At 67.8% G+C, this 26,122-nt stretch carries 21 protein-coding genes and 7 pseudogenes; 18 read left to right on the top strand and 10 right to left on the bottom strand.

Annotated elements, in window-relative coordinates; translation table 11 throughout:
- Positions 1-307: pseudogene (locus T398_RS21340) on the top strand (type VII secretion-associated serine protease); the annotation flags it as partial.
- A gap of 53 nt (positions 308-360) precedes the next feature.
- On the opposite strand, the pseudogene T398_RS21335 reads toward T398_RS21340, so the two are convergent.
- Positions 361-656 (bottom strand): annotated as a pseudogene (locus tag T398_RS21335) (hypothetical protein); the annotation flags it as partial.
- Between the two features lie 508 nt (positions 657-1,164).
- On the opposite strand from T398_RS21335, the gene T398_RS21330 reads away from it, so the two are divergent.
- Positions 1,165-2,019 carry a nitroreductase family deazaflavin-dependent oxidoreductase gene (locus tag T398_RS21330; RefSeq protein ID WP_496449410.1) on the top strand — a complete coding sequence of 285 codons (855 nt, stop codon included), beginning with the start codon at positions 1,165-1,167 and terminating at the stop codon, positions 2,017-2,019.
- Positions 2,020-2,030: 11 nt separating this feature from the next.
- Here the strand turns inward: T398_RS21330 and T398_RS21325 are convergent, their stop codons facing one another.
- The 4 genes from T398_RS21325 to T398_RS21310 all read right to left on the bottom strand — a co-directional run bounded on the left by T398_RS21325 (position 2,031) and on the right by T398_RS21310 (position 3,746).
- Positions 2,031-2,321 carry a DUF2277 domain-containing protein gene (locus tag T398_RS21325; protein ID WP_026321923.1) on the bottom strand — a complete coding sequence of 97 codons (291 nt, stop codon included), beginning with the start codon at positions 2,319-2,321 and terminating at the stop codon, positions 2,031-2,033.
- A gap of 56 nt (positions 2,322-2,377) precedes the next feature.
- The gene (locus T398_RS21320) at positions 2,378-2,791 is read right to left on the bottom strand and encodes a VOC family protein (RefSeq protein WP_496449408.1); all 414 of its coding nucleotides are present in this window, start codon (positions 2,789-2,791) and stop codon (positions 2,378-2,380) included.
- A gap of 86 nt (positions 2,792-2,877) precedes the next feature.
- Positions 2,878-3,354, bottom strand: coding sequence for an SRPBCC family protein (locus T398_RS21315; RefSeq protein ID WP_496449406.1), 477 nt, complete (start codon positions 3,352-3,354; stop codon positions 2,878-2,880).
- Positions 3,351-3,746, bottom strand: a complete 396-nt coding sequence (locus T398_RS21310; protein ID WP_496449405.1) for an ArsR/SmtB family transcription factor — start codon at positions 3,744-3,746, stop codon at positions 3,351-3,353. The genes T398_RS21315 and T398_RS21310 overlap by 4 nt, the downstream gene beginning before the upstream one ends.
- Before the next feature lie 224 nt (positions 3,747-3,970).
- Between T398_RS21310 and T398_RS21305 the strand changes: the two are divergent.
- The 3 genes and pseudogenes from T398_RS21305 to sph all read left to right on the top strand — a co-directional run bounded on the left by T398_RS21305 (position 3,971) and on the right by sph (position 6,459).
- A pseudogene (locus T398_RS21305) lies at positions 3,971-4,479 on the top strand (DNA alkylation repair protein).
- 10 nt (positions 4,480-4,489) lie between these two features.
- Positions 4,490-5,401, top strand: coding sequence for an SDR family oxidoreductase (locus T398_RS21300; protein WP_496449404.1), 912 nt, complete (start codon positions 4,490-4,492; stop codon positions 5,399-5,401).
- A 101-nt stretch (positions 5,402-5,502) separates the two neighbouring features.
- Positions 5,503-6,459, top strand: a complete 957-nt coding sequence (gene sph, locus T398_RS21295; protein ID WP_496449402.1) for a sphingomyelin phosphodiesterase — start codon at positions 5,503-5,505, stop codon at positions 6,457-6,459.
- Between the two features lie 112 nt (positions 6,460-6,571).
- On the opposite strand, the gene T398_RS21290 is transcribed toward sph, so the two are convergent.
- Complete coding sequence (locus T398_RS21290) at positions 6,572-7,099, bottom strand: GNAT family N-acetyltransferase (protein WP_496449400.1); 528 nt, start codon at positions 7,097-7,099, stop codon at positions 6,572-6,574.
- 57 nt (positions 7,100-7,156) lie between these two features.
- A pseudogene (locus tag T398_RS21285) lies at positions 7,157-7,830 on the bottom strand (serine hydrolase domain-containing protein); the annotation flags it as partial.
- Positions 7,831-8,191: 361 nt separating this feature from the next.
- Here T398_RS21285 and T398_RS21280 point away from each other — a divergent pair.
- Both T398_RS21280 and T398_RS21275 read left to right on the top strand, forming a co-directional pair.
- A complete protein-coding gene (locus tag T398_RS21280; RefSeq protein ID WP_496449419.1) occupies positions 8,192-9,298 on the top strand; it encodes a branched-chain amino acid aminotransferase in 1,107 nt (368 codons plus the stop codon).
- 288 nt (positions 9,299-9,586) lie between these two features.
- Positions 9,587-10,653, top strand: a pseudogene (locus tag T398_RS21275) (MerR family transcriptional regulator).
- Positions 10,654-10,865: 212 nt separating this feature from the next.
- Here T398_RS21275 and T398_RS21270 read toward each other — a convergent pair.
- Positions 10,866-10,969 (bottom strand): annotated as a pseudogene (locus T398_RS21270) (DNA-binding response regulator); the annotation flags it as partial.
- Positions 10,966-11,436, bottom strand: a pseudogene (locus tag T398_RS21265) (sensor histidine kinase); the annotation flags it as partial. The pseudogenes T398_RS21270 and T398_RS21265, both read right to left, overlap by 4 nt.
- A gap of 192 nt (positions 11,437-11,628) precedes the next feature.
- On the opposite strand from T398_RS21265, the gene T398_RS21260 reads away from it, so the two are divergent.
- The 4 genes from T398_RS21260 (at position 11,629) to T398_RS21245 (ending at position 18,347) form a co-directional block, all read left to right on the top strand.
- Positions 11,629-11,772, top strand: coding sequence for a hypothetical protein (locus tag T398_RS21260; protein WP_496449398.1), 144 nt, complete (start codon positions 11,629-11,631; stop codon positions 11,770-11,772).
- Between the two features lie 316 nt (positions 11,773-12,088).
- Entirely contained in the window at positions 12,089-13,624 is a 1,536-nt protein-coding gene (locus T398_RS21255) for a sigma-70 family RNA polymerase sigma factor (RefSeq protein WP_496449397.1), read from the top strand.
- Positions 13,621-16,695 carry a helicase-related protein gene (locus T398_RS21250; protein ID WP_496449395.1) on the top strand — a complete coding sequence of 1,025 codons (3,075 nt, stop codon included), beginning with the start codon at positions 13,621-13,623 and terminating at the stop codon, positions 16,693-16,695. Before T398_RS21255 ends, T398_RS21250 begins: the two co-directional genes overlap by 4 nt.
- Before the next feature lie 11 nt (positions 16,696-16,706).
- Positions 16,707-18,347 (top strand): DUF8724 domain-containing protein, encoded by a 1,641-nt coding sequence (locus T398_RS21245; protein WP_496449393.1) that lies wholly within the window; start codon positions 16,707-16,709, stop codon positions 18,345-18,347.
- Positions 18,348-18,515: 168 nt separating this feature from the next.
- Here the strand turns inward: T398_RS21245 and T398_RS21240 are convergent, their stop codons facing one another.
- The gene (locus T398_RS21240) at positions 18,516-18,857 is read right to left on the bottom strand and encodes an HIT family protein (RefSeq protein WP_496449392.1); all 342 of its coding nucleotides are present in this window, start codon (positions 18,855-18,857) and stop codon (positions 18,516-18,518) included.
- A gap of 472 nt (positions 18,858-19,329) precedes the next feature.
- Here T398_RS21240 and T398_RS21235 point away from each other — a divergent pair, with 472 nt between their 5' ends.
- The 7 genes from T398_RS21235 to T398_RS21205 all read left to right on the top strand — a co-directional run bounded on the left by T398_RS21235 (position 19,330) and on the right by T398_RS21205 (position 26,115).
- A complete protein-coding gene (locus T398_RS21235) occupies positions 19,330-19,557 on the top strand; it encodes a hypothetical protein (RefSeq protein WP_496449390.1) in 228 nt (75 codons plus the stop codon).
- Between the two features lie 2 nt (positions 19,558-19,559).
- Positions 19,560-20,042: a Clp protease N-terminal domain-containing protein gene (locus T398_RS21230; protein WP_496449388.1), complete on the top strand. Its 483-nt coding sequence runs from the start codon at positions 19,560-19,562 to the stop codon at positions 20,040-20,042.
- Complete coding sequence (locus T398_RS21225; protein WP_496449387.1) at positions 20,035-20,175, top strand: hypothetical protein; 141 nt, start codon at positions 20,035-20,037, stop codon at positions 20,173-20,175. Before T398_RS21230 ends, T398_RS21225 begins: the two co-directional genes overlap by 8 nt.
- A 678-nt stretch (positions 20,176-20,853) precedes the next feature.
- Complete coding sequence (locus tag T398_RS21220; RefSeq protein WP_496449417.1) at positions 20,854-21,981, top strand: aromatic ring-hydroxylating oxygenase subunit alpha; 1,128 nt, start codon at positions 20,854-20,856, stop codon at positions 21,979-21,981.
- Positions 21,978-23,336 (top strand): flavin monoamine oxidase family protein, encoded by a 1,359-nt coding sequence (locus tag T398_RS21215; RefSeq protein ID WP_496449385.1) that lies wholly within the window; start codon positions 21,978-21,980, stop codon positions 23,334-23,336. The genes T398_RS21220 and T398_RS21215 overlap by 4 nt, the downstream gene beginning before the upstream one ends.
- A complete protein-coding gene (locus tag T398_RS21210; RefSeq protein ID WP_496449383.1) occupies positions 23,333-24,244 on the top strand; it encodes an LLM class flavin-dependent oxidoreductase in 912 nt (303 codons plus the stop codon). The genes T398_RS21215 and T398_RS21210 overlap by 4 nt, the downstream gene beginning before the upstream one ends.
- A complete protein-coding gene (locus T398_RS21205; RefSeq protein WP_496449381.1) occupies positions 24,241-26,115 on the top strand; it encodes an amino acid adenylation domain-containing protein in 1,875 nt (624 codons plus the stop codon). The genes T398_RS21210 and T398_RS21205 overlap by 4 nt, the downstream gene beginning before the upstream one ends.
- Positions 26,116-26,122: the final 7 nt, after the last annotated feature.

Here is a 26,122-nt window from a genome sequence, read left to right as displayed (position 1 = left end):
CGCCCTCACCGGCGAACCGGACGGCCGCACCGCCCAAACCCAATCTCCCCGCCCACTACCCCCAAGCGACCCAGCCCTCCTCCGCGCCCGCGAGTCAGAACCCACAAACAACAACCTCCAACCCGCCCCTATCATCGCAATCATTGTCCTCGGCCTCGGCCTCATCACAGTCACCGCACTACTCCTCCTACACCGCCGCCAGCGAGCCGCCACCACACCCACAACCCACACCACCCCCCGGACACCACCCACCACACCACCACCGACCGACCCCACCGACCACACCCACTGGCAACGCCCCAACTAACCACGCCCAAGGCCACACCCCAAGCCGAGCAGTAACTAGATAGGTGCCGGGGACCCATCCAGTCGATAAATCGGATCCGCAGCGATGGTCGGCGCGGCGGCCACCGACGGGCCGGTGTCCGAGTTCGGAAGCGGAGCGGAGCGGATTGGATGATCCCGCTCAGGGAACCCGCGACATCGGTAGCGATGGCGGTGGCGGCTATCGCGCCGCCGACCACACCCCCGCGCAGAATTCGACGTCGACGTTCGCCCCGATGCACCCGGGTGACGAAAGCGTCCGTGACCGGGAGCGCGAAGTCTCCCTTAGCAGGCACCTTCACACTATGACCACCCCGCCTCCCTCTGGAAATGTTGCATGGGTCCCCTGATTCGGGCGCCCCGGGCGCCTCACCTCGATCAGCGGCCCGGCGTTCGGGCCACCGCCTGCGGCCCGCTACCTCCGCGGCGAGCGGCCGCAGCGGTCACGTGGCCCGCCGAGCCGGTACAGCCGACACAGCCGGTACAGCCGACAGCCTTGGGTGAGACCCACCTATTTACCTATGCTATCGTCGCGCTATGACTGCCGGGTCGGCTAAAAGCCAGAAGCGAATAGGGTTCCCGGCCTGGGCATGATCGCCCGGCGGGGCCGAGCCCCACCCTCCGCGATCAGCTATTTGCCAGCACAGCAACCGCGCTTCTGCTTGCTGTCGCCTGCGCCTTTCTTCTCCCCACGTCTCGCCGCGCCACCTCCGCAAGCGCATCCGGCCCCAGCCGGCTACTTGTGCTGCCCGCACCGTTTCACTGGCCGGCCGCCATCGTCTAGGGCTGGGCTGGTAGCCGCTGACGAAGAACGACACCCCCAAGGAATGGAGTACACCTTTGCCGTCCGACCACGCTACCCAGATGACGGGTTTCCGCACCCCACAGGAACAGACCTCGAAGATTCCCGAAGACCGGCGGAGCATCCTGCTCACCACCTCGAACCGAGAAACCGGGGCACCGCGTACCACCCGGGTGGAGTTCTTCCTCGACGAAGACCGACGCATCCTGGTCGTCGCGCTGCCCGACAGCACTCGCACGAAGCCGGACTGGTACGACGACCTGCTCGCCGAGCCGCAGGTGACCCTGGAGAACGACGCCTTCACGATCGAGGCACACGCGGTGGGGCTCGAGGAGGACGAACGGGACGCCGCGCTCGACCGGGCGGCGGAGCTGGACCCCGTACTGCGGCGGGAGCGTTCCCTCGCCCCGGAGCCGCCACCGGTTGTGGCGCTGAAGCCGCTCGGCGGCCGGCCGGTCGGGGCCACCTGGGGCAGCAGCCTGAAGCTGATTCACGACGTCTTCCGCCGCGAGTTGGCGGTCATCCGCAGCGAGCTGGCACGGCCGGGGACCGACCTCGGCGCGCAGCTGCGCATCAACTGCCTCGCCCTCTGCGGCGGCCTCGGTCACCACCATCGCAGCGAGGACGACCAGCTGCTCCCAGTTGTTGCCCAGCACCATCCCGAGCTCGCCGACACGGTACGGCGGCTGCGGGAGGAACATGCGGCGATGGACGCGCTGCTCCAGCAACTGCAGCAGGTGGTCGAGGCAGCCGACGTGGACCGGGCGAACGTGCGTACCGAGGTCGACCGGCTCACCGCCGCGGTCGAGGCGCATCTCGACTACGAGGAGGAGCAACTCCTACCGATCCTCGACCGGCTCTCCGCTGAACAGGAAGGTGACGACTCGGCCTGACCGCGGCCCGGTCAGCCCCGCCCCGCCGCTGCTCGGTCCCCGTACCGTTCGGCTGCACGCGCCTTGGCCTTCGCGGCCTCCACCGCACGGTCCCGGGGCGGTGCCTTGGTCACCAGGTCACCCAGGAGGGTCTGGGTGGCCGCGGCGACCGCCCGAACGGCTTCGTTGAACGCCTCCTCATTTGCCGCAGACGGTCTGGTCGCACCACTGACCTTGCGCACGTACTGGACCGCGGCGGCCTCGATCTCATCGTCGGTGGCGGGCGGTTCAAAGTTGTGGAGCACGCGAATGTTCCGACACATGGCTCCACGATGCCAGCCCCAAGCCCCAACTTGAACCGCCCACGCCCCACGCCGCGCTATCCCCGAGACGAAATTTGTTGCACTGTCCAGTTGTTGCCGTCCGGGTCGTCGAAAACGATGAAGCCGACATTGTCCAGGCTGTCGCCGTCCTGAGCCGGGCGAAAGCCCTCCGGCCCGGCCACTCGGACCTCGCTAACCCCGACCCCCCGCTCCACCAACTGTTGACGGGCCTTCCGCACGTCCGCGACCACGAACTGCACCCCCTTCAGCGACCCCGGCTCCATCTCACTGATGCCCTTTCCGATGATGATCGAGCACCCGGAGCCGGGTGGGGTCAGCTGCACCGGGCCGAACTCGCCGTCACCGCGAGAATCAAAATCCAGGTGGAAGCCCAGCTTCTCGGTGAAGAATTCCTTGGCGCGGTCCACGTCCGCCACCGGCACCAGCACCACTTCCAGAGTCCAGTTCATTTCTCCCGCTCTCGCTCGCGCTACCCCTTGTACGGCCGGACGCGTTCGCCGGCGCCGGCATATTCTTGGTGGTCCCGGGGCCCACATCACCGCGCCGCGAACACCTCGTCGAGCCGGTCGTAGCTCTCCCCCACGCCCCGCTCCATCGGAGTGGCCAGCACGAGGTCGCGCACCTCCGGCGACGAGTAGCGCAGGGTGGTCTTCAGCGTGGTCAACCCGGCGCGCTCCGTGAGTACGGTGGTGACGAGGGACTCGCCCGGCACCCACTGGTCGTCGTAGGACTCGGTGTAGACGAGCCGGTCCGGCGCCTGGACCTCGCGGTACACCCCGCGCTGGCCCATCTTCAGGCCAGCAGGCCCCACCGAGACGAAGCGCCAGCTGCCACCGACCCGTAGCTCGACCTCGCATTCGACCAGGCGCCAACCGCGCGCGCCGAACCACCGCTTGAGCAGCTCCGGCTTGGTCAACGTGTCGAACACGAGGTGACGTGGCGCGTTGAACACCCGGGTCAGGACGATGTCGGTCGGCGCCGGTGTGGTCACCCGCAGGGTCTTCGCCGTCATGTCCCTTGCCCCTCCCGGCCGGCACTCGACTGGCGGACATCGGCACCGGCTTGAAGTTCGTCGAGCAGTTCGTCCAAATGCCCGTACGCCTCCGCCCAGTAGGTGCGGTAGTTCTCCAGCCAGTCCACGACCAACCGGAGCTGGCGCCCCTCGAGGTGACACGGCCGGCGCTGGGCGACCCGTCCGCGGGAAATCAGCCCTGCGCTCTCCAAAACCTTCAGGTGCCGAGAGATCGCCGGTTGACTCACCGGGAACGGGGCGGCGATCTCCTTCACCGTCGCGTCGCCCTGCGCGAGCCGGGCGAGGATCGCTCGCCGGGTCGGGTCCGCCAAGGCCGCGAAGGTGACGTCGAGACGTTCAGGCCCACCAAGTGCATAACCAGATTGTTTCATAACGAGTTGGTTATATCCTTCGCCTGTTGCCCCGTCAAGCCCGACCCGGCATGTCTTCGCAGGTGGAAGGCGCGCCAGCGAGGTGGCACGAGCTGAACGGCCGCCCAGCCCGCGCGCCCATTCCTGCAGGTGCGCGGGGGTACGGCTCCCGGGGACACGCCTGGTCGATCGACCCTCCGTGGCGCAAGGGATCGGTATGATCGCCTGTCGATCGGAGAGCCACCATGCCGGATGTCAGCGCCGAAGAGTTCGTCAAAAAGTTGCAGGCGTACCAGTCGGATGAGGAGCTCCGCAAAATTCAGCGCTACTTCAGGCACGCCGAGGGCGACACGTTCCTGGGCGTCCGAATGGGTCAGGTCTTCGCGCTGGCCAAGAATTCATCGACCTGACGCCCAGCGAGATCGATCTCCTACTCGACAGCCCGATCCACGAGGTACGCGCCGGCGAGGTCAGCATCATGTCCAAGCGGGCCGCGCGGAAGAAGACCACCAACGCGCCGGGCGGAGCTGTACGACCTCTACCTGCGCCGGCACGACCGGATCGACAACTGGGACCTGGTCGACCTCGGTGCCGCGAACGTGGTGGGGGCGCGGCTGCTCGAATTCCTCGACCGGCACGCGGCCACCATGCCCCGGACCCTACTGCGCGCGGCCATCGAACACCTCGACCAGGAGCAACGGACCTACTACCTGGGCCGGAAAGAATCGAGCAGGGAGCCTCGGCTCTCCGCTAGGGTACGGCCCGTGGCCAAGCTGTTGACCGGCAAGGTGGCGCTTGTCGCCGGAGGGACCCGAGGCGCCGGGCGAGGAACCGCCATCCAACTCGGAGCGGCCGGGGCTACGGTCTACGTGACCGGCAGGTCAACCCGCGCCCAACGGTCGGAGATGAACCGATCGGAGACCATTGAGGAAACCGCCGAGCTGGTCAGCGCCGCTGGTGGGGTCGGCATCGCGGTACAGGTCGACCACCTTGTCCCCGACGAGGTACGCGAGCTGGTCGCACGGATCGAATCCGAGCAAGGCGCCCTCCACGTACTCGTCAATGACATCTGGGGCACCTCCCGGGTGGAGTGGAACAAGACGGTCTGGGAGTCAGACCTGGACGCCGGGCTACACACGCTGCGTCTCGCCGTGGAAACCCACGCCATCACCAGCCACTTCGCGCTACCCCTGCTCATCCGGAACCCGGGCGGGCTGGTCGTCGAGATGACCGACGGGACAGACGAGTACAACGCCGCCACCTACCGCAACTCGTTCTTCTACGATCTCGCCAAGGGCGCCGTGAGCCGGATGGCGTTCGCCCTGGCGCACGAACTCCGATCGCATGACGCGACGTCAGTGCTACTCACGCCCGGATGGTTGCGGTCCGAGGACATGTTGGACAGCTTCGGTGTGACCGAGCAGAGCTGGCGCGACGCACTCGCGGTCGAGCCCCACTTCGCAATCTCCGAAAGCCCGGCCTATGTCGGCCGCGCCGTGGCGGCCCTGGCACAAGACCCGGAGGTGTCCCGTTGGCATGGCAGGTCGCTCTCCAGCGGGGAGTTGGCGAAGGGCTACGGCTTCACCGACCTTGACGGGAGTCAGCCCGACGCCTGGCGATACCTGGTCGAGGTGCAGGACGTCGGCAAGCCCGCCGACACGACCGGATACCGCTGACCCAACCCGGCCCAGTAGCTGCACGACGGTGAACATGTTCAGCCACTGAAAACCTTCGAGCAATTGAAGTCGGTCGACCGGAACGGCCATCATGGATGGCCATGAGGAGACCGCTGATTCTACTGCTCGCCGCTGTTCTCACCGCGACCGGTTCGCTCGCCCCCACCGCCCCTGCCGCCGCCGCTCCGGCACCGCTGCAGGTCCTGACCCACAACGTCATGCTCCTGCCCCAGTCGCTCTTCCCAAACTGGGGGCAGGTCACGCGCGCCAACCTGATCGCCGAGGCCGACCACATCACTGGCCAAGATGTCGTCATCCTGCAGGAACTGTTCGACAACGAGGCATCCGACCAGCTCAAAGACCAGCTGGCTGCGCAGTATCCTCACCAAACCCCGGTTCTCGGCCGGTCGAGGTCCGGCTGGGACGCCACTCTGGGCTCATACTCCAGCGCGATCCCAGAGGATGGCGGAGTTACCATCCTGAGCCGGTGGCCCATCCTGGAAAAGATCCAGTACGTCTACGCGGACGGCTGCGGCGCGGACTGGCTTTCCAACAAGGGCTTCGTCTACGCGCAGCTCAACGTCAACGGCGAACCCGTCCATGTGGTGGGCACTCATGCGCAGGCAGCCGACACCGGCTGCGCCGACGACACCGGGGCCCGGGTACGGGCAGCCCAGTTCGACGAACTCGACGCCTTCCTGGACACTCGCCAAATCCCAGCGGACGAACAGGTCGTCGTCGCCGGCGACCTCAACGTTGATCGCTACTCCACCGAGTACGACAGCATGCTGACCCGGCTCGATGTCAGCGATGCCACGTTCACCGGCCATCCGTACTCGTGGGACGCGCAGCGCAATGACGTGGCCGACTACAACGACGACCAAGACAGCCGCCAGCAACTCGACTACATCCTGCAACGCAACGGCCACGTGCGGAACGGTGCTGGCGACAACGAGACCTTAGCCGTCGAGGCACCGAAGTGGTGCGTGACGAGCTGGTTCGTCCGCTACTGCTACACCGACTATGCGGATCACTACCCTGTCACCGCCGGCATCTGACGCGTACGCGCCTGGGGCAAACAGCTGTCCTCCGGTGCCCGGCACCCACCAACCGGCGTGTGCTCCACCACCCCCTGCGTGCTGGTTCAGCGGCAGGCGCTGGTCCACCAGGTCAAGGCGCTCCCCCGTTAGCTTTGATCATTGCGCACCGGAGCGATGAATCCATGCCCGGCAGCGCCGCTTCGTGTCGCATGGTGGCGGTCAGCTCGCGGCCAAGCTCCGCGGTGGGCAGTTCCCGATACCCAAGCCTCCGGTAGTAGGGGCCGTTCCAGGGCACATCGCGGAAGGTGGTCAGGGTTGTCGCTGGACGACCATGACGCCTCCCCCATCCCTCGACGTGTGCGATGAGCCGCCGACCAATCCCGCGCCGAGCGTGTGGGGGCGCTACCGACACCTGCTCGATGTGGGCGTTGCCGTCCAGCACTGCCGCAATGGCGTAGCCAACCGTCCGGTCGCCTTCCTCGGCAACCCAGATCAGCCCTTGCCGCTGACGTCGCCGCAGGGCCTGTCGATCCACGGCATGGTCAGCTATTTCGGACATGCCAACCGAATGGAAGAGCTGGCCAGCCTGGACCTCAAGCCGAGCCAGGTCGCTGAGCTCCGACTGTCTTGCCGCCCGAATCAAGGGCGTCCTCCTCACTCTCGCAGGAGCAGGGCCGGCTGCCATCGGTACAGTCGGCATCGCCCCTGCCTGATGTCAAGGCCCCGCAACTGCCGCGTCGTTGCCCGGCATCAGGGTCAGGCCGGGCAACTGCAGCACGGCCGCTCCCGAGCGGCCACTCGTCTCGCTGGTCGGGCACATCGCCATCAGCAGAAACGACTGCAAGGCGATGTCGATCGGATGCGCCTCGGGCAGGCCGATCTGATGGTGGCTGAGGTTGATCCCGGAGGACACCTGGCGCCCGCCATCCCGGCTATGCAACGAGAACATCTGGTGACCGATCACCGAACCGTCATGGCCGAAGAACTTACCGCATGGGGTACAAAACGAGAGAATACCGAGACCATAGCTATCGTCTTCGGGCGCATCCGGGAGCATCGGCACCCGGCGAGCATCTCATCGAGGGTGGCCGGGCTGAGCAGATCACCGCCGAGCAGTGCCCGGAAGAACGAGTTCAGGTCCGCCGTGGTCCCAATCATCTCGCCCGCCATCCACGCCCAACTCATGTTGAACTCGCTGAGGTCACGAACCCCGAACGGGGCGAAGTAGGCACCGCTGTGTGGGCCATGAATAGTCGGATCAGGACCCGGGAACGACGTCCCGGTGAGCATCAGTGGCCGCAGAATGCGCCGCTGCACCTCGGCCGCCGCCGGGTTGCCAGTGATCGACTCGATCAGTAAGCCGGCCAGGATGTAGTTCGTGTTCGAATAGCATCCCCGCCATCGGGTGTCCATTCGATCTCGTGTGGCTCGATATCTGTGCTGGCCCACATCGCATGTCCCGGGAGCGCGCAATGAGGGAAACCTCTACGGTGCGGGGCGCGGCTCTACGCCGTATGGTAGCCGAACCCGAAAAACTAGTACCGACCCTCATCGCCGTCCCAGGCTGCGCCGCCCTGACCCCGCAGCGTATGCGAGCACCTCACCCGCTGGCTGCCCGGACCCCGAACGGGGCGGATCCGGGCATGTATTGAAGTTCCCGCGGGGACGTGGGTGTTGGACCGGTAGCATGATACCGCACGCGTACTTATTCCAGACCATTCATGGCCGACCACCGGGGAGGGCAGTAGCTATCATTGAGTTCCAGCTGCATACGAACCGGAATCCGATGTGCGAGGCAGATCGCCAAGCGGTCCTGGACGATTCTAAATTCGGCGAGGCATTCACGGATAACATGATCACGCTGCGCTGGGATGAGAAACGCGGGTGGCATGACGGCCGGCTCGAGGAATACCAGGATATCGCGCTGTCGCCTGCGGCCTTGGTGCTTCACTATGGGCAGGAAATCTTCGAGGGAATGAAGGCCTACCGGCAGCGGGATGGATCGATAGCACTCTTCCGGCCGGAGTGCAACGCCGCCCGGTTCAATGCGTCCGCCCGGCGACTCGCGATGCCGGAACTACCGGTCGAGACCTTCGTGCGCGCCGTCGAGCTGCTCGTTCAGCAGGACCGGCACTGGGTACCGGACGATGACGACAACAGCCTCTACCTGCGCCCGTTCATGATCGCGACGCAACCGACGCTGGAGTTCACGCTTCCCGCGCGCAGCTACCTGTTCTGCGTGATCGCGAGTCCGGCGCCGGCGTATTTCAGTACGGAAACCGGCCCGACAGCCTTGAGCGTGTGGCTGTCCGAGGAGTACACACGTGCCGCGCCCGGCGGTACCGGAGCCGCCAAGGCGGGCGGCAACTACGCCGCAGCCTTCCTCGGCCAGCGCCAGGCCATGGAGCAGGGCTGCGACCAGGTTGTCTGGTTGGACGCGACCGAGCACACCTGGGTCGAGGAGATGAGCGGGATGAACCTCTGCTTCGTCCGCCAGTCGCGGGACGGAGGCGCCCCGACGCTCATGACGCCCGCGCTGACCGGCACGCTGCTGCCCGGGGTGACGCGGGACTCGCTACTCATTCTGGCCCGCAGGCTCGGTTTCGGCTGCGAGGAGGGGCGCATCTCAGCAGAGCAGTGGCGCAAGCAGTGCGAGGCGGGTTTGATTACTGAGGTTTTCGCATGTGGCACCGCGGCGGTCATGGTACCGGTCGGACATGCGCGAGGGGTCAGCGGCGGCTGGACGATCGGCGACGGTCGTCCCGGTCCGGTCACCATGCGGCTACGTGAGGAACTGCTCGGCATTCAGCACGGCCGCATCCCGGACGAGTCGCACTGGCTGCACCACGTGTGTTGAAAGGCGTTCGATTCGCACTTGATCTACCAGTAGTGCTTTGTGAGGTCGCGGGTTGGAGGATGCCGCCGAGGGGTCACGTCGGCTGATGTTCAGGCGGGCGAGACGGTCCGGATCGGTGATCGGTTTGGGTAGTGGCGCGAGTGGCCGGGCGCCATCCACACCTGCCCCGCCACGGGCCCAGCACCCGCCACCGGGCAGGCCCACTCGCTCCCTTGACCTTCCCCCTTGGGCAAGCAGCACCGTGGTCCGGGCCGGCCCACCCCGGGCCGGCACGAGGAGGATGACACCGTGGAGCTGCTGACGATCGGCGCGTTCGCCCGGGCGGCGCGGCTGACCCCGAAGGCGTTGCGCCTGTACGACGAGGTGGGGCTGCTGCCGCCCGCGGCGGTCGACCCGAGTCCGGCTACCGGTTCTACGACCCGGAGCAGTTGGCGCATGCTCGACTGATCGCCCAGCTACGCCGCATCGGCATGCCGCTGGCCGACATCCGTACCGTGTGCGACCTAGAGCCGGACGCGGCGGCCCGCGCGGTCACCGTCTACTGGCAACAGGTAACCGTCGATACCGCGACCCGCGCACACCACGTCGCCCGCCTCGTCGCACACCTGTCCCAGGAGGGCGTCCCCATGTCCACAACCAACCCCACCCCGACCATCCGCTACGCCGTTCGCTGCGACCAGGGCACCGGACGCGACAGCAACGAGGACGTCGCCTACGCCAGTGACCAGCTGCTGGCCGTCGCCGACGGCACCCGGGGCGCGGGCGCCACCGCCAGTAGCGCGGCCGTCAACGCGCTCAAGGCGCTCGAACTGACCGACCGGCCCGCCGTTGACCTGCTCGCCATGCTGGCCGCAACCATCGACGACGTCGATCGCGCGGTGCACGCCACCAGCACCGACGACAGCCAGCCGGCCACCACCCTGACCGCGCTGCTGCGTCGCGGGACCCAACTAGCCTTGGTGCACATCGGCGACACCCGCGTCTACCTGCTACGCAGCGGTGAACTCGCGCAGCTCACTCAGGACCACACCTGGGTGCAGAGCCAGGTCGAGTACGGCAAGCTCAGCCCTCAGGAGGCTGCCGCCCACCCGCAGCGCGCCCTGCTCACCCGTGCGCTCGGTGGTGGCAGCCAACCCGTCGAAGCCGACCTGGCGCTACGCACCGCTCTGGCCGGTGACCGCTACCTGCTCTGCTCCGACGGGCTCTCCGCCGTCGTCAGCCGAAGCGACCTGCAGACCGTCCTCACCGAGTCCGGTGACCCCGAGTCAACCGCACAACGGCTAATCGACCTCGCCTACGCCGCCGGCGCGCCGGACAACATCGCCTGCGTCGTCGCCGACATCATCACCAAGTAGTAACGTCGTCGCCGCGTAGCGGCGAGCAGCAGGCTGGTGACGGCCACGGTCGTCGCCGCCAGCACAACGCCGCTACGCGGTGACGCGGAGCCCGACCAGGACACCGACTTTCCGGAACAGAAGTCACGGAACCGACCAGGCAGCGGGGACGGCAGTCAATGTTCCACCGAAGAGTGACGGACCGGCGTAGGGTCGCGGCGACTGTGGAGGACGGCGGCCTCACCGACCACCGCCACACCCGCGCGTTGAGGATCAGCCGGAATCCAGTGCGGACCAGCAACTGATCGTCAGCGATCAGAACCCGTGGTCCGGTCACGCCGGGTCCAGGGGGATGCGGGCGCGAACCCGGTAGCCGCCGCCGAGACGATGCCGGGCGTCGAGGTCGCCACCGTAGACCGCGATCCGCTGGCGCAGGCCAAGCAGGCCACGGCCGGTGCCATCGGCCGGTTGCCTTACCCCGGGCAGGCCGGACAGGACGCTCGGCCCCGGATTGAGGACCTCGACTCGCAGGTACCGTTGCGCGTACCGGACCTCGACCTCGGCTCGGTCGGCTTCGCCATGCTTGAGCACGTTGGTCAGCGCCTCCTGAATGATGCGGTACGCCGTGACGTCGATTCCGTTCGGCAGGGGACGCGGCTCGCCGCTGACGCGTACGTCGACTGGCAGGCCCGCGAAGGCTTTCCGATCGATGAGCTGACTCAGCCGGCTCAGGCTCGGCTGCGGCGCGTACTCGTCGGGCGGCTCGGCGGCGTCCCGGCCGTCGGCGGCGGGGGCGAGCAGCCCCCGCTGGCAGGGCCCAGTGCCTACCGACGCTACCGCGCTCCGCGAGTGGCTGGCTCACCACGGATGCGCCCGCCAATCGGGCACCGGTGCAGTAGGAGGATGTGACCGAGCTGACGGGGGTGCGGCTGCTGAACCCCGCGCAGCGCGCGGCGGCACTCCGACTCCTTCCATGGCCTGCCCGCCCAATACACGGTGATCATCGATTCGGGGTCCGGTGCGTTGCTGGGATACGAGAAGGTGCTGACCGAGACGGCGAGCATGTTGAACGTGACGATCCCTGCGGTGATCACCTACCGGTCGTACCTGGTCGCCGAGTACGCTGCCATGCCTCGCTGACAGCTCCTGGTGGGCGGAAGTTCCTGGTTCCCACCGCCCCACTCACCGGACAGATCGAAGCCGCGCCGGCCGCTACGTCCACGTCAGCCATTGCTCGGCACCTTCCGTGGTGGACGAGTCGGGCGAACTCGTCGAACATGCAGCCCGGGTCGGGAGTCTGAGCCCGCCACCCCGAAGAGGGAAATAGAACATTTGTTCGATTCATGTTCTTTGTCGCACCCGTTCCCTACGCTGAGCGCTACCAGCCAGGGGAGGAAGCATGACTACCGCCATCATCACCTAAATGGTGCGATCCGCAAGAGCGTCTGCTGCACTCATGGACGAACTACGCGCGATCATCGACAACCAGGACGTACACCAGGCACAGTCCGCGATTGCGAAATTCGTCGCTCGACACCGCCTTACCCGCAGCGACATTGATGCGCTCGTGGTGGCGCTGGCCCAGCCCCACGCCAGCAGCGACCACGCCCGGCCTCCAGTCGCCACCCCGGCACCCGAAGCCCCGGCCACCACCAGCGCCACCGACACCACCACCGGGACCGGGACCGCCACCGGGACGAACGTAAGCAGTCTTGAGCCCAAACCGGACGATGACCCACCAGACAGTGACGCTGGGTGGATGTTCGATGACGGTCCTGCGCCTCCCATTCCCTTCCCCGCAGATGATGTCGTCGACCAGGCGTTCGAGGACCTTCTCGGTGACTGGACCCGGACGGGGGGAAGGCTCACCCGCGCCGAGGTCGCACTGCTCGCAACCCGGCGAAGCCTCACCGCAGCACAGACCGGTGAACTGCTCGGCCTCCTGGCGGACTCGGGCGTTGACCTCATAGCCGTGTCCGACGCGGGACCGGTCAGGTCCCCCGCGAAGGGCTACGAACTACCCGATGACGTGGTTCGCCAGTATCTCCGGGAGATCGGTCGATACCCATTGATCAACGCCGCTCGTGAGGTGGAGCTCTGGTCGTTGATGGTGCAAGGCGCAGCGGCACGGGCCGCGCTCGGCACCGGTGGGGCGGACCTGTCAGCAGCGGACCGCCGGTCACTACGAAGCCGCGTGATCGAGGGGCAGCGCGCCCACACGGCGTTGGTGTGCGCGAATCTGCGACTCGTGGTGTCGATCGCCAAAGCTCGGACATACCGCCAGTCCGGCGTCGAGTTTGCCGACCGCATCCAGGACGGCAACCTGGGCCTGATGCATGCCGCCCGTCTATTCGACGGCGCCAAGGGCTACAAGTTCTCCACCTATGCGACGTGGTGGATCAAGCAAGGCATCGAACAGGGCATCGGCAACCACGGCCGGACCATCCGCATACCCATGCATGTCCACGACCGGGTTCAGAAGATTCGACGGGCCGCCCGGAAGTTCGCGGACCGGCTGGACCGGGAGCCGACGCTCGACGAACTGGCCGACGCTACCGGCATGGAGCCGGGCAAGGTGCAGGCGATGCTCGAACTCAGTCAACCAGTGCTCAGCATCGACCTGCTTCTCAGTATGGATGGCGACCTCCGCCTCGCGGACGTCCTCGTCCACGACGAGGAGCGCGATGGGCGCACCGACCCGGCGACAATCGTCGAACACGCGACACTACGCGGCGAGATCGATCGCCTTCTCCGCATGCTACTCCCCGACCGAGCCGCCAACGTGATCCGTCGCAGGTTCGGTCTCGGCACCGGCGCGGAGGAGACCCTGGACGATATCGCTGCCGACCACGGCGTCAGCCGCGAACGGATCCGCCAGATCCAGGGAAAGGCCATGAGCAAGCTACAGCGGTCAACGGAGACGGTGGCGCTGCGGCCGTACCTAGTCAGCGAACCGGGGCACGGCGCGTCGACGGAGAGGAAGACCCGATGAGCGGCGGGGCGGCGCAGTCGCTGGAGGAGGCGTGCGATGCCTTCGTCACCTGGCTCGATCGACGTGTGGTCGCGGCGGGCAGAGGCGACGGCCTGGATCGACTGGAAGTGGCGCCGTCGGGAACCTTCTGGCTGGGGCGCCTCGCATGCGAGGCCGAGGTGCGTCGGGGCACCGGCGACGACCGAGCCGAGCGACTGGACCCGTGCGCGATCGGCATCCGGTTGCGTCCCGCCGAGGCGCCGCCGTGGTCGATGACGGTAACGGTGCGGGCCCGCGCCTGGGTCAAGGAACCCAAGGATGCTCCGGACCCAAACCGGCCCTGGTGGCGTACCGGTCCCGTCGAGGAGAAGATCTCCGTCGTGGCCGCCGCCGATGGTGGAACCTTCGGCGCCGAGCAGCTGCGAGATGCCTTCGCGGCGGTGGGTGCGCCGGGCCTGACGGCTGAAGTCCGGGTCGATGTGGAGGATTGGCACCAGGACACCGAACTTGTCGTACAAATGATCAACACCAGCCCGGAGGATTCGCGCGATCTGACCGACTCGCACCTGTACGAAACAGAGCTGGAGGTCGCCGGCCTCACCACCACCCCGTTCCGGTTGGAGGCCCTGCCGGACAGCTTCCGCTACAACCGCGAAGTACCGGCGTACGGCATCAACGTTGGCGTCGAGGTGCCCGCACCCGGGGTGTTTCGCAGTTCCGACACCACCACGGTGCAGACCTTCCGCCCCGCCTACTGGAACAGCAGTCGGCCGGAGCCGACGCTGTCGTTTGAACGGCTCGCCGCCGACCCGATTCCGGAACTCACCGCACTGGTCGATGCGCTCGAAGAGTACGACCACGCCCACTGGTCTCCATCGGTGCTCGCCGCCGGGGAGGCTGCCGAGGGTTGGACGCCGGGAATGCGCGCCGAGGCGGACAAGGCGGCAGCCGACGTGTTCGCCGAAGTCGACCGGCTTCGAGCCGGGCTGAAGCTCCTGCAGACCAACCGGGATATCCGCCAGTCGTTCCAGCTAATGAACAGGGCGATCGGGTGGAGCGCGAAGGGGCGTGGCTACGACGCCTGGCGGCCGTTCCAGGTTGGCTTTCTGCTGTCCGCCACCCGCTTCCTCGCCGAACCCGCCGATGACACGAAGATCGTCGACACCGTGTGGTTCGCCACCGGTGGCGGCAAGACCGAGACCTACCTGGGGCTGTTGTTGATGACGGCCTTCTTCGACCGGCTCACCGGCAAGCGCACCGGCGTGACGGCGTGGTCCCGATTTCCCCTCCGGCTGCTGAGCTTGCAACAGACGCAGCGTTTCGCCGACGCGCTCGCCGGCGCCGAGTTGGTACGCCGGGATGCGGTGGCACGCCGGGTAGCCGATGTCAAAGGTGCCCCGTTCAGCCTCGGCTTCCTGGTCGGCCAGACAAGTACGCCCAACAAGATCGCGCCCAAGCCAGGGGGTGACGAGATCGGTCCGGACAACCCGGGAATACCAGACAAATACCGGGTACTGCTGCACTGTCCGTTCTGCCGCGACGAGAACCTGCGGATGAAGTTCGACCGACGACGCTGGAAGCTGGAACATCACTGCACCAACCCGCACTGCCCCTGGAAGCGCGGGGCCCTGCCGGTGTACATCGTCGACCAGGAGATCTTTCGCTTCCTCCCAACCGCGGTGGTGGGAACACTGGACAAGGCCGCATCGATCGGCCTGCAGCAGGCGATGCGCGGTCTCGTCGGGCCACCGCAGAAGATCTGCTCGCTCGACTGGCACGGCTTCACCTACGCGACCAGAGCGAAGGCACCCAACGGCTGTCTGGTGCCCGACTGCCAGGGAACACTCAATCCGCTGCCGATGCCGGCGGAACGGTTCGCACCGTCGCTGCGACTGCAGGACGAGCTGCACCTGCTCCGCGACAGTCTCGGTGCCGTCAACTCGCATTACGAGAGTCTGCTTGACTACCTACAGCAGGAGCTGTCCGGTAGCCACGCCAAGATCGTCGCCAGCAGCGCGACGCTCACCGGGTACGACCGGCAGGTCGAGGTCCTCTACCGGCGCGAAGGCCGGGTCTTCCCGCAGCCAGGTCCCCGCTCCGGCGAGTCCTTCTGGACGGTACGCACAGCGGAGAAGCAACGGCGTTTCGTGGCGGTCGCGCCGCGCGGGGTGACACTCGAGCACGTCAGCGACCGAACCCTGGACGCCTTGCAGCACTGCGTGCGCCGGCTGGTAGGCGAGCCATCGGCTGTCTGCACGGAAGCCGGCATCGATCCGAAGCACGTCGACGAACTGCTCAGCCTCTACGGCACAGACGTGGTGTACGGCTCCACCCTCTACGACGTCGAGGCCGCCGGCCGAAGCCTCGACAGCAACAACACCGTCGACGGCATCAACGTCGAGCAGCTCACCGGGCAGACCGACTTCGACGAGGTGCGCGACATCCTGGAACGGCTAGGAAAGCCCGAGGAGAAGTTCGCGGATCGCATTCACGTGATCGCGGCCAGCTCAATGATGTCCCACGGGGTGGACATCGACCGGCTCAACACGATGGTGATGCTGGGCTTGCCGTTGACGACCGCCGAGTTCATCCAGGCCACCGCCCGGGTCGGTCGCCGGCGCCCGGGTCTGGTGTACGTCCTGCACAAAATCGGCCGGGAACGCGATGCCCAGACGTTCCGGCACTTCGACAAGTACGTACGCCAGGGCGATCGGTTCGTTGACGCCATCCCGATCACGCGCCGCAGCCGGCGGGTCCTGGCCCTCACGCTCCCCGGACTGGTTGCGGCGCGCACCCTGATGGTGCACGAGCCGGCCAGCAGGCAGCGATTGAGCACACCGGCGAAGCTGCGCCAGTACGTCCGCGACGTGGACCTGACGCCCGACGTCGAGGCAGCGGCCGTGGCGAAGCTCCTCGGTCTCGACGGGCCGGAGGATTCCCTACACCGGCAGCAGATCATCGAGTGGGTCCGTGAATGGTTTGCCGATCTTGAAAACCCAGCCACCGCAGCCCGTTTCATCAGCGAGATCGGCTACCCCTCCCCGATGCGGAGCCTCCGCGATGTCGAGGCCCAAGCCCCGATTCACGACTGAAGGCGGGCGACATGGCGAAACTGGGTTCCCGTAGCGGCAGCCAAATCCTGCGTACCTTCCTGCCGGCACAGACCGTTGACCTGCGCGGCGACATCTACCGGGTGAACGAGTGGTCAGCCCCGAACCCGATCGAGATCGACCCTGACGTCGTACGGTGGAGTCTGTTGGCCGAGATCGGCGCATGGACCGCCAACGACACCGACGGCGGCATGGCCGGGGAACTGCTCCGCAAGGTGCCGGTGGAGGTCGTCGAGCTCGATGAACGCCGTGGCGTGACGGTCGAGAGGTACCCGCGAACATGGCTGTGCCGGGTCTGCAAACGCATCGGCACGTCCGAGGAGGCACACTGCAAGTGCGGCAAACGTGCCTGGGGTCAGCTGCACTTCGTCGGCGTGCACGAGTGCGGGGCGATCACCGAACCCCGGATCCGGCGTTGCCCGCAGCACGACGACGTACGGGTGGTCGTGCCAAGGAGCGCCAAGGCCGCGGACATTCGCTTCGTGTGCCCGATCTGTGACACCCCGACGATGCAGGGGCTGGGATTCCACAAGAAGTGCGGGTGTGGTGCCGGCGCCGTGCGCTGGAATGTTCACAAGGCCCGCATGGTCTATGTGCCGCGGGGCATGGTGCTGATCAGCCCATCTCGGCCCAAGCATCGGGAGAACCTCAACCTCGCCGGTGGTCCGCGCAAGGCGCTGATCTGGGTGGTCGAGGGTCTGCAGGTGAACACGTCTGCCGAGCAGGCTGGCCAGTTGGCCGAGGCGGGCGATCATCCGGTCGACCGGCTTCCCCCGGCCCGACGTACGGTGGCCGAGCGGGAGGCCGTCGACATCGCGATGGCCCTAGCCGAGAGTCGGACACCAACGACCGCGTTACGCCTGCCGGACTCCGCCGACCCGCTCGAGCAGCGCTACCGGGAGAAGTACCCGCCGGCCCTGCGACTGGCCGGCATCGACGGGCTCGACCTGGTCGACAAGTTCCCGATCCTCAACGCCATGTACGGCTACACGCGGGGCGAGGACGACCCGTCGAGGTGTCGGCTGGTGCCGTTCCGACGCAGGCGGGGCGGCTACCGGCTCTACGGCAACCTCGCCGAGACCGAGGCGTTCCTGATCCGGCTCGACCCGATCCGGGTGGCGACGTGGCTGGCCGGTCGCGGTCACCGGCTACCGGGGTGGACGCCGGAGTGCACCGACCCGGTCCTGGCCCGGGTCGCCATCCTGGAGTCGGCCGCGGTTCCCGCCAAACGCGACGATCCGCGGGTCGAGTCGACCGGGGCCGACGTACTGAAGCTGATTCACACCTACGCCCACCGGCTCATCCGGCAGACCGCCGTCTTCTCCGGCATCGAGCGTGACGCGCTCAGCGAGTATCTCGTGCCCCACCATCTCGGCTTCTTCCTGTACCCGGCCGCCCGGAGCGACTTCGTACTCGGTGGCATCCAGGCCGTCTTCGAGTCGAACCTCGACGACCTGTTGACCGCGTTCGCTACCGCCGAGCACCGTTGTCCGCTGGATCCGGGGTGCGGGATCGGCGGTGGCGCTTGTGCGGCCTGCATGCACCTGGGTGAGCCGTCGTGCCGATTCTTCAATCTGTTCCTGGACCGTGGCGTGTTGTTCGGGCGGAACGGCTACCTGCGGCGCTCGATCTGATCCCCCCGACGGTCTTCGGCACCACGACGGCTGGCAACCACTACTGATCAGGTGAACCAAGGCGACTACCGGGTGCTCAGACCAGCCCCGCCCCAGCATGGAGCCAGCTACGACACGGCTCATCCGGCCCGTGGCCTCTTACGGACAGACCATGGACCGCTCGCAGCCCTATGCCAGGTCGGGCCGAAGCGGCGGTCCACTACAGACGTGGAAGTGCAGGTGTTTGGAGTCTTGATACCGGCCCAGATTGGTCAGCACCCGGCAAGCACCTCGCTCCCGCTCCACCCGTCCGGCGACCTGGCGGACTACCTCGAGAACGCACTGCAAGAGATCCACGCTGGCATCGCCCAGGTCAACCAGAGACGGCACGTGCCGCTTCGGCACCACGACGATGTGCACCGGCCAAAAGGGCCTGGTGTGCTCGAAGGCAAGGACCTCCTCGGTCTCTGCCACCACGGTCACTTTGGTTCGGCCGCTGAGCGCCTCGTCGCAATAGAAGTCCTCGGTCATCGCACACCCTTCCTCACGGCGATCTATTCGCGACTCGCTTTTAATCTTCGAAGGCGGTGACCGTAACACCCGCATCAGCCAGGCGATCGGTGCGGCCGGCAGCGCCTTGCACTCCTCGGGGCGGGCAGCCGACGCCATCCAGGGCGCCACCCGGTACGAGCACCGCTCCACCCCGGCCGTCATCGCCGACCGCAAGGTGCAGCCGGCCACCATCCCGTCGCCCACGCACCCACGCCCGGCCCGAAGGCCCGGGAAGTGGACTTGAGTCCGCCCCGAGGTTGAGGACATGGCACCACTGCGGCCTGTCCCCACCGTCGATGTCGATCCCGGTAGCTGATGTTCGCCCAGCGCGCGTCCGCCCTGCCCGCGGACAGGCCAGCCTTCGGTCCGCCATGACGAAAGTAAGGGCCCCAACCCCAACTCCGAGCAACTTCGGTTGACTATTCATTGCTAGTCAACTAAAGTTGCTTGCATGTTGGTTGAAGTCCAGTCCTCGGAGGATCCCGGCGCTGCACTCGCCGCCGTCACGGCATTGCGGCGCCTGGCTGACCAGCTGGAAGATGCTGCCGTGGAGCGTGCCATGCGATCCGGCTGGAGTTGGCCGCAGGTTGCGGAGGCGCTCGGTGTGACACGGCAGGCGGTGCACAAAAAGCATGCCAAGCGGCTCGTTGCTGCCGGCGTCGCACTGAGGAGGCGTTGACCATGTCCACAACAATTCGCAGGTACGTGCAGGCCGTCGTCGACCAGGCCGGAATCGAGGCCCAGAAGGAAGGTGCCGCAACCATCGAGGCTCAGCACCTCCTCCTGGCAATAGCCGCAGAACCCGAGGCGAACACGCAGCAGGTGTTGAGCGCGGCTGGTCTCGACCACGAGGGCATTCGCACCGCGCTGCAGCGGGAGTTCGAGCAGAGCCTTGGCGCGGCCGGGGTGTCGCTCGCCACCTTCGACATGACGATTCATCCCGGGGCGAGCCACGCCCGCCCCACCAAGCTCGGCGCCTCGGCCAAACTGGCCCTTGAGCGGGGCTTGAGTAAGCGTCGGGGTGAGTTGCAGCCACTGCACCTACTGCTCGGCATTCTGCAGGCAGAGAAGGGCACCGTGCCGCGAGCGCTCGCGACCGCCGGGATCAACCAGTCCGAGCTCACGATGCGGGTGATCGAGGTACTCACCGTCCACGATGACTGACGACCGCGCCATCGCTGCACAGCGTGTCGGCACCGGATGTGTCATCTGGCTCGCCCTGCTGCCGCCCGGCCCGCTCTGCTTCCACCTGCCCCTCGCCCAGCCGGGCTGGGGGGCTGGCGCTCTACGGCGTTGACCTGGCGGCGCTGTCGGCGAACGCCACGCTGTTCAACGCCGCAGCCCCGCCCTAACCGAAAGATGAGTTCGTCGTCTTCTCACCGCTGCGTGAGTCCCGCGACATCCGGGATCTTGTTTCAGGCACCGGCGACCCGGTTTCCATCCATGGTTGATCATGCTGATACCCATCGCCCGCCCCCCGATACCGGCCGGCACGCGACGACCATCAGCACCTGGATGATCACCGAAGGTAACGCCCGTCGCCATATCGCCACGATCCGGAGCGCCCGCCCCCCAACCACCAAATTCTTTACCTTGCCAGAGCCCTGCGGTCAAGACTCCACAAGGGATTATGACGAGTATTACATGCCCTTCTAGGCAGACTCACAATGGTAAATAATCATCCCAACTTCATGGCCACGCACCAGGGGAGGGAACCACAATGCGCTGGCGGCGGGCCGAACTTTACGAACTCGGCAGATCTACCCCATACCCCGAGTAGTGACTTCTCACGCAATCACCGATTCGGTGCTCAAGTTTTCGTGTAGCTGAGCGCGGCCGGCCGACCCGGCGTGCTCAGCGCTGGGCCACTCCTTGACTGTCGACCCGTCCCGACAAAGGTGACATATATATGCGCTCGATGCTGCCCAAAAATGGGGCATCATCCAATTTAGTTGGATCCGAAGAAACCGATCGAATTATAGCCGATATCCAGGATGCACGCGCTTTTCCTGGCCTCACCTACACGTCGGAAGACCTGTTCATCTGGGAGCTGGAGCGATTCTTCGGGCAGGGTTGGCTGCCGGTCGGCCGGGTCGCCGAGTTCGCCGAGAAGGGCACCCAGGCCGCCGTCATGTCGGCCGGGCGCAACATCCTGATCACCGGCACCGGCGACGGGGTGAACGTCTTCGTCAACGCCTGCCGCCACCGTGGGCACGAGCTGGTCGCCCCCGCCTGCACGGTCCGGCGCGCCCAGGTCTGGTGCGCCTACCACGCCTGGGTCTACGGCCTGGACGGCGAACTGCGGCGGGCACCGCGGTTCGAGGACGCCGCCGGGCGACACCCGCAGGGCATGGACCTACTCCCGGTCCGATCCACCGAATGGAACGGATGGCTGTTCGTCAACCACTCCGGGGATGCGAACGACTTCGGCGAATCCCTCGGCAATCTCACCAACATCCTCGCGCCCTATCATCTCGGCACCCTAAAACAGGTCGACACCGAGGTCTACGACGTCCACGCCAACTGGAAACTCCTCGTCGAGAACTACCTGGAGTGCTACCACTGCCCCAGCACGCATCCCGAACTCAGCAAGGTCCAGCGGACTGTTAACGGTGAGGGATTCGCCAGCACCGGGATGTGGCTCGGCGGTTCCCTTGATCTCAAGAATTCCGCGGCGAGCATGTCCCTCGATGGAAAGGGCCCGGAGTGGACATTTCCTGAGCTCGACGAGAACCGGGCGCGACAGGTCTGCTACTATGCGGTGCTACCCGGTCTCTTTGTCACCGCGATGCACGATTACGTGGTCACCCATCGCCTCGACCCGGTCGCTCCGGATCGCACCCGGGTAATCTGTGAATGGTTCTTCTCAGAAGAACTACTGGCCAGCACCGGGTTCACGCCGGACTATGCGATCGATTTCTGGAAAACCACCAATCAACAGGACTGGGACGCCTGTTCGTCCACCCAGCGGGGCGTCTCCGATCCGCGGTACATCGCCGGCCCGCTCGCCTCGCACGAGGAGGAGCTCCACACCTTCCTACGGGCATTGGCCGACGCGTACCGCAACAACAGCCGACTCCGACCGCTGTGGACCGAGCGGTGACCGGTATGCGAATCCGGACCGGCGTCGTCGTCGTCGGGGCAGGTCTGTCCGGTCTGTGCGCCGCGGAGGCTCTCGCCGCGGACGGGCACGACGTCGAGGTCCTGGAGGCATCCGACCGGCTGGGCGGACGCACCCGCACGGAGGCGGCGCCGCTCGGACTCCAACTGGACTGCGGCGGTGCGTACATCGGGAACCGGCACACCGAGATCCGGCAGCTGGCCGACCGGCTGGGCGTGCCGCTCCAGCGGACTGTCGCCCCCGGCGCCGCGCTGTTCGACCTGTCCGGTCGCCGGTACCGGGACGACGACGCTGACGCGCCCTTCAACGCTCTGGCCCTCGGCCTCGCCCTGGACCGCATCGACGAGCTGACCGAGGCCGTCGACCTCCACTCGCCCGGCTCGTCACCGGACGCGGCGCAGCAGGACCGGACCACCGTCCGCGAGTGGCTGAGCACCGAGCGGATGCCCTCCGCGACCACGTTGCTGATCGAGCAGATCGTCCGGGAGATGCTGGCCTCGGAGCCGGACGAGGTGTCCCTGCTCCACTTCCTCTTCTACGTCAAATCCGGCGGCGGTCTCGACTTCCTCACCGCCTTCGCCGGCGGCGCCCAGGAGTTCCGCCTGGCCGGTGGAGCCGCCGTACTCAGCGAACGGCTCGCCGCCCGGCTGGACCGCCCGGTGCGGACCGGTCGCCCGGTCCGCCGCATCTGCGGCACCACCGGCGGGATCCGGGTGGAGGCCGACGGCTTCGTCGCCGACTGCGACCGGGTCGTCCTGGCGATCGGCCCGGCACCGGAACGAGCCGTCGAAGTGACGATCCCGGGCGCGGCCGGCTCGCCGGTGCCGGCATCCACCGGCGGCTCGGTGGTGAAGATCCACCTGGTCTACCGGACGCCGTTCTGGCGCGCCAGCGGGCTCAGCGGCTGGGTCACCGCGGACCGGGCACCGCTGCGCTTCCTGGTCGACGACTCCAACGGGCGCGACGGCCTCGGCGTCCTGGTCGGATTCCTGACCGGGGCGGAAGCCCGGGCCTACCGCGCCGGCCGGATCACCTGGGCAGGGCTCACGGCCCGGCTGGCGGACTGGTTCGGACCCCCCGCCCTGGCGCCCGTGCACGTCACCGCGCAGGACTGGCAGCAGCAGCCGTGGGTCCAGGGCTGCTACGCGGCGGTGCCACATCCCGGCGCCTGGCTCGACGCCCGTTCCCCCGGCGACCCGGACGGTCCCCTGCACCGGGTGGGCGCAGAGCATTCGCCGTACTTCTTCGGCCACCTCGAAGGCGCCGTCCGCTCGGCCAACGCTGCCGTCCGGCGGATCCCCCACCCGGCCGGATCCGACGAACGGGTACCGCGGTGAGCGCTCCGGGCGTCCGGCACGGGCTCCTGCTCCCGAACGCCGGCTACTACGCCGACCCGGCGCGGCTGGTCGACGTCGCAGTCCGCGCGGAGGAGTCCGGCTGGGACGGACTGTTCCTCTGGGACCACCTGATGTTCGCCCGCGAACTGCGCCTCCCGATGGCCGACGCGTGGACCGTCGTCACCGCGATCCTCGCCCGCACCACCCGGCTGCGCAGCGGTCCGTTGATGACCCCCCTGGCCCGGCGCCGGCCATGGAAGGTGGCCCGGGAGGCGACGACACTCGACCACCTGTCCGCCGGGCGGCTGGTGCTCGGGGCCGGACTGGGCGCCGAACCGGACCTCGACTTCGGGGCGTTCGGCGAACCCACCGGGCCGCGGATCCGGGCCGCGAAACTCGACGAGGCGCTGCGCGTGCTGTCCGGCCTGTGGCGCGGGACCGAGTTCAGCCACACCGGCGAGCACTACCGGGTCGACCGGGCCACCTTCCTGCCGACACCCCGCAGCACCGACCGGCACGGCCACCCGGCCGTCACCATCTGGGGTGCCGCCACCTGGCCCGCCCCGCGGACCGGAGCGCTGCGCCGAGCCGCCCGGTTCGACGGGGTCGCCCCCATGGTCCGCGACGACCACGGGCACCTGCGCGGCCCGGAACCGGCGGAGCTGACGGCCATTCTGACCCGCCTGGCCGAACTGGCACCCGAGCAGTCCCCGGACCGCCCGTACGAGGTGGTCGCCCTGGACCGCAGCCGGCCCGGCACCGGGCAGGCCGCCGACCGGACCGGTCTGCTGGCCGCCGCCGGGGCGACCTGGCGCATCGAGGCGTTCGACCCCTGGCGCCGATCCCCCAAGGAACTGACCGGCTGGCTCGACGCCGGCCCGCCCGACCACGATCGGAGAGCAGTATGACCGGCACGTCGCCGGCTCGTCCGGCTGAGCCGCGCAGCGCCGACCCGAGCCCCTGGCCCGAGCCGATCCGCTCGTGGAGCGGGCACCCCGCCCCACCGGCGGCCGCCCGCTGCATCCACGATCTCGTCGCGGAGGCGGCCCGTCGCACCCCGGACGCGGTGGCGGTGTCCAGCGGCGCAGACCGACTGACGTACGCCGAACTGGAGGCCGTCGCGACCGCGCTCGCCGCGCACCTGGTCAAGCGCGGAGCCGGACCGGATCGGGTGGTCGCGGTGCTGGCCGAACGGTCCCCGCGGCTGATCGTCGCACTCCTGGCCATCCTCAAGGCGGGCGGCGCGTACCTCGTCCTCGACCACGATGCCCCGCCGGCTGCCCTCGCCGCCCTGGTCGCGGACGCGGACCCGGTGCTGCTGCTGGCCGAGCCGTCCCTGTCTGGCGCCGCCGGCGCATGCGGTGCACCCGTGGCCGACCTGGACCGGCTCCTCGCCGAACCGGTCACCGACCCGGTGCCTGCCACCCCGGTCACCCCGGAAGACCTGGCGTACGTCAGCTACACCTCGGGGTCGACCGGCGAGCCGAAGGGTGTGTGCGTCCCGCACCGCGCGGTCGCCCGTCTGGTGCAGCAGCCGGACTGGGCATCGTTCACCGCGGACGACGTGTTCCTGCAACTCGCGCCGGTCGCCTTCGACGCGTCCACGCTGGAGATCTGGACCCCGCTGACCCTCGGGGGCCGGCTGGCGATCCACCCAGCCGGCCGCGCCAGCCCCGACACACTCGCCGAGGTCCTGGCGGACGAGCAGGTCAGCGTGCTGTGGCTGACGGCCGGCTTCTTCCACCACATGGTCGACACCCGGCTCGACGCCCTCGGCGGCCTGCGGCACCTGCTCGCCGGTGGGGACGTCCTGTCGCCCGACTCCGTCGGTCGCCTACTCGCGGCGCACCCGCACCTCACCTTCACCAACGGCTACGGTCCGACCGAGAACACCACCTTCACCACCTGCTGGACGGTGCACGGCCCGGCCGCCATCGACGGGCCGGTCCCGATCGGGCGGCCGGTCAGCGGGACCGGCGTGGCGCTGCTGGACACCGGGCACCAGCCGGTCCCGGTGGGTGAGGACGGCGAGTTGTACGCCTTCGGCGACGGCCTGGCCAGCGGCTACCTGGGCCGTCCGGACGCGACCGCCGAGAAGTTCCTGAACCTGCCCGGACCGGACGCGAGCACGGTCCGCATGTACCGCACCGGCGACCTGGCCCGCTGGGAGCCGGACGGCACCCTCACCTTCCTCGGCCGTGCCGACCAGCAGGTCAAGATTCAGGGGTTCCGGGTGGAGCCGGGCGCGGTCGAAGCCGCCCTGACCCGGCTGCCGGAGATCAGCAAGGCGGCGGTCGTCGCGCAGGCCGACGACGACGGCACCAAGCGGCTGCAGGCCTTCGTGGTCACCGCCCCGGACGCACCGGGCGGACCGGCCCTCGTCGCGCACGTGCAGGACCGGCTCCGCGACACGCTGCCGGCCTACCAGATCCCGCACACGGTCACCGCCCTGGACGAGCTGCCGCTGGGGCCGACCGGGAAGGTCGACCGGTCCGCGCTGCACGGACCCGCCGTGGCGGGCCGCAACTGCACCGCTGCCTTCCGGGCACCGCAGGGAGACCTGGAGACCAGCATCGCCGAGATCTGGTCCGAGTTACTGAAGGTCGACCCGATCGGTGCCGACGACGACTTCTTCGAACTGGGCGGGCACTCGTTGCTCGCCGCGCGCGCCCTGCACGCGATCCAGCGCGGGCACGGCGTCCGGCTCACCTACTTCGACCTGCTCGAACAGCCCACGGTCGCCGGTCTCGCCGCCGCGGTCGAGGACGCTGCCCGCTGACCTTCCA

This window comes from Salinispora goodfellowii (assembly GCF_059570675.1).
This window is presented reverse-complemented; position numbering and strand designations above follow the sequence as displayed.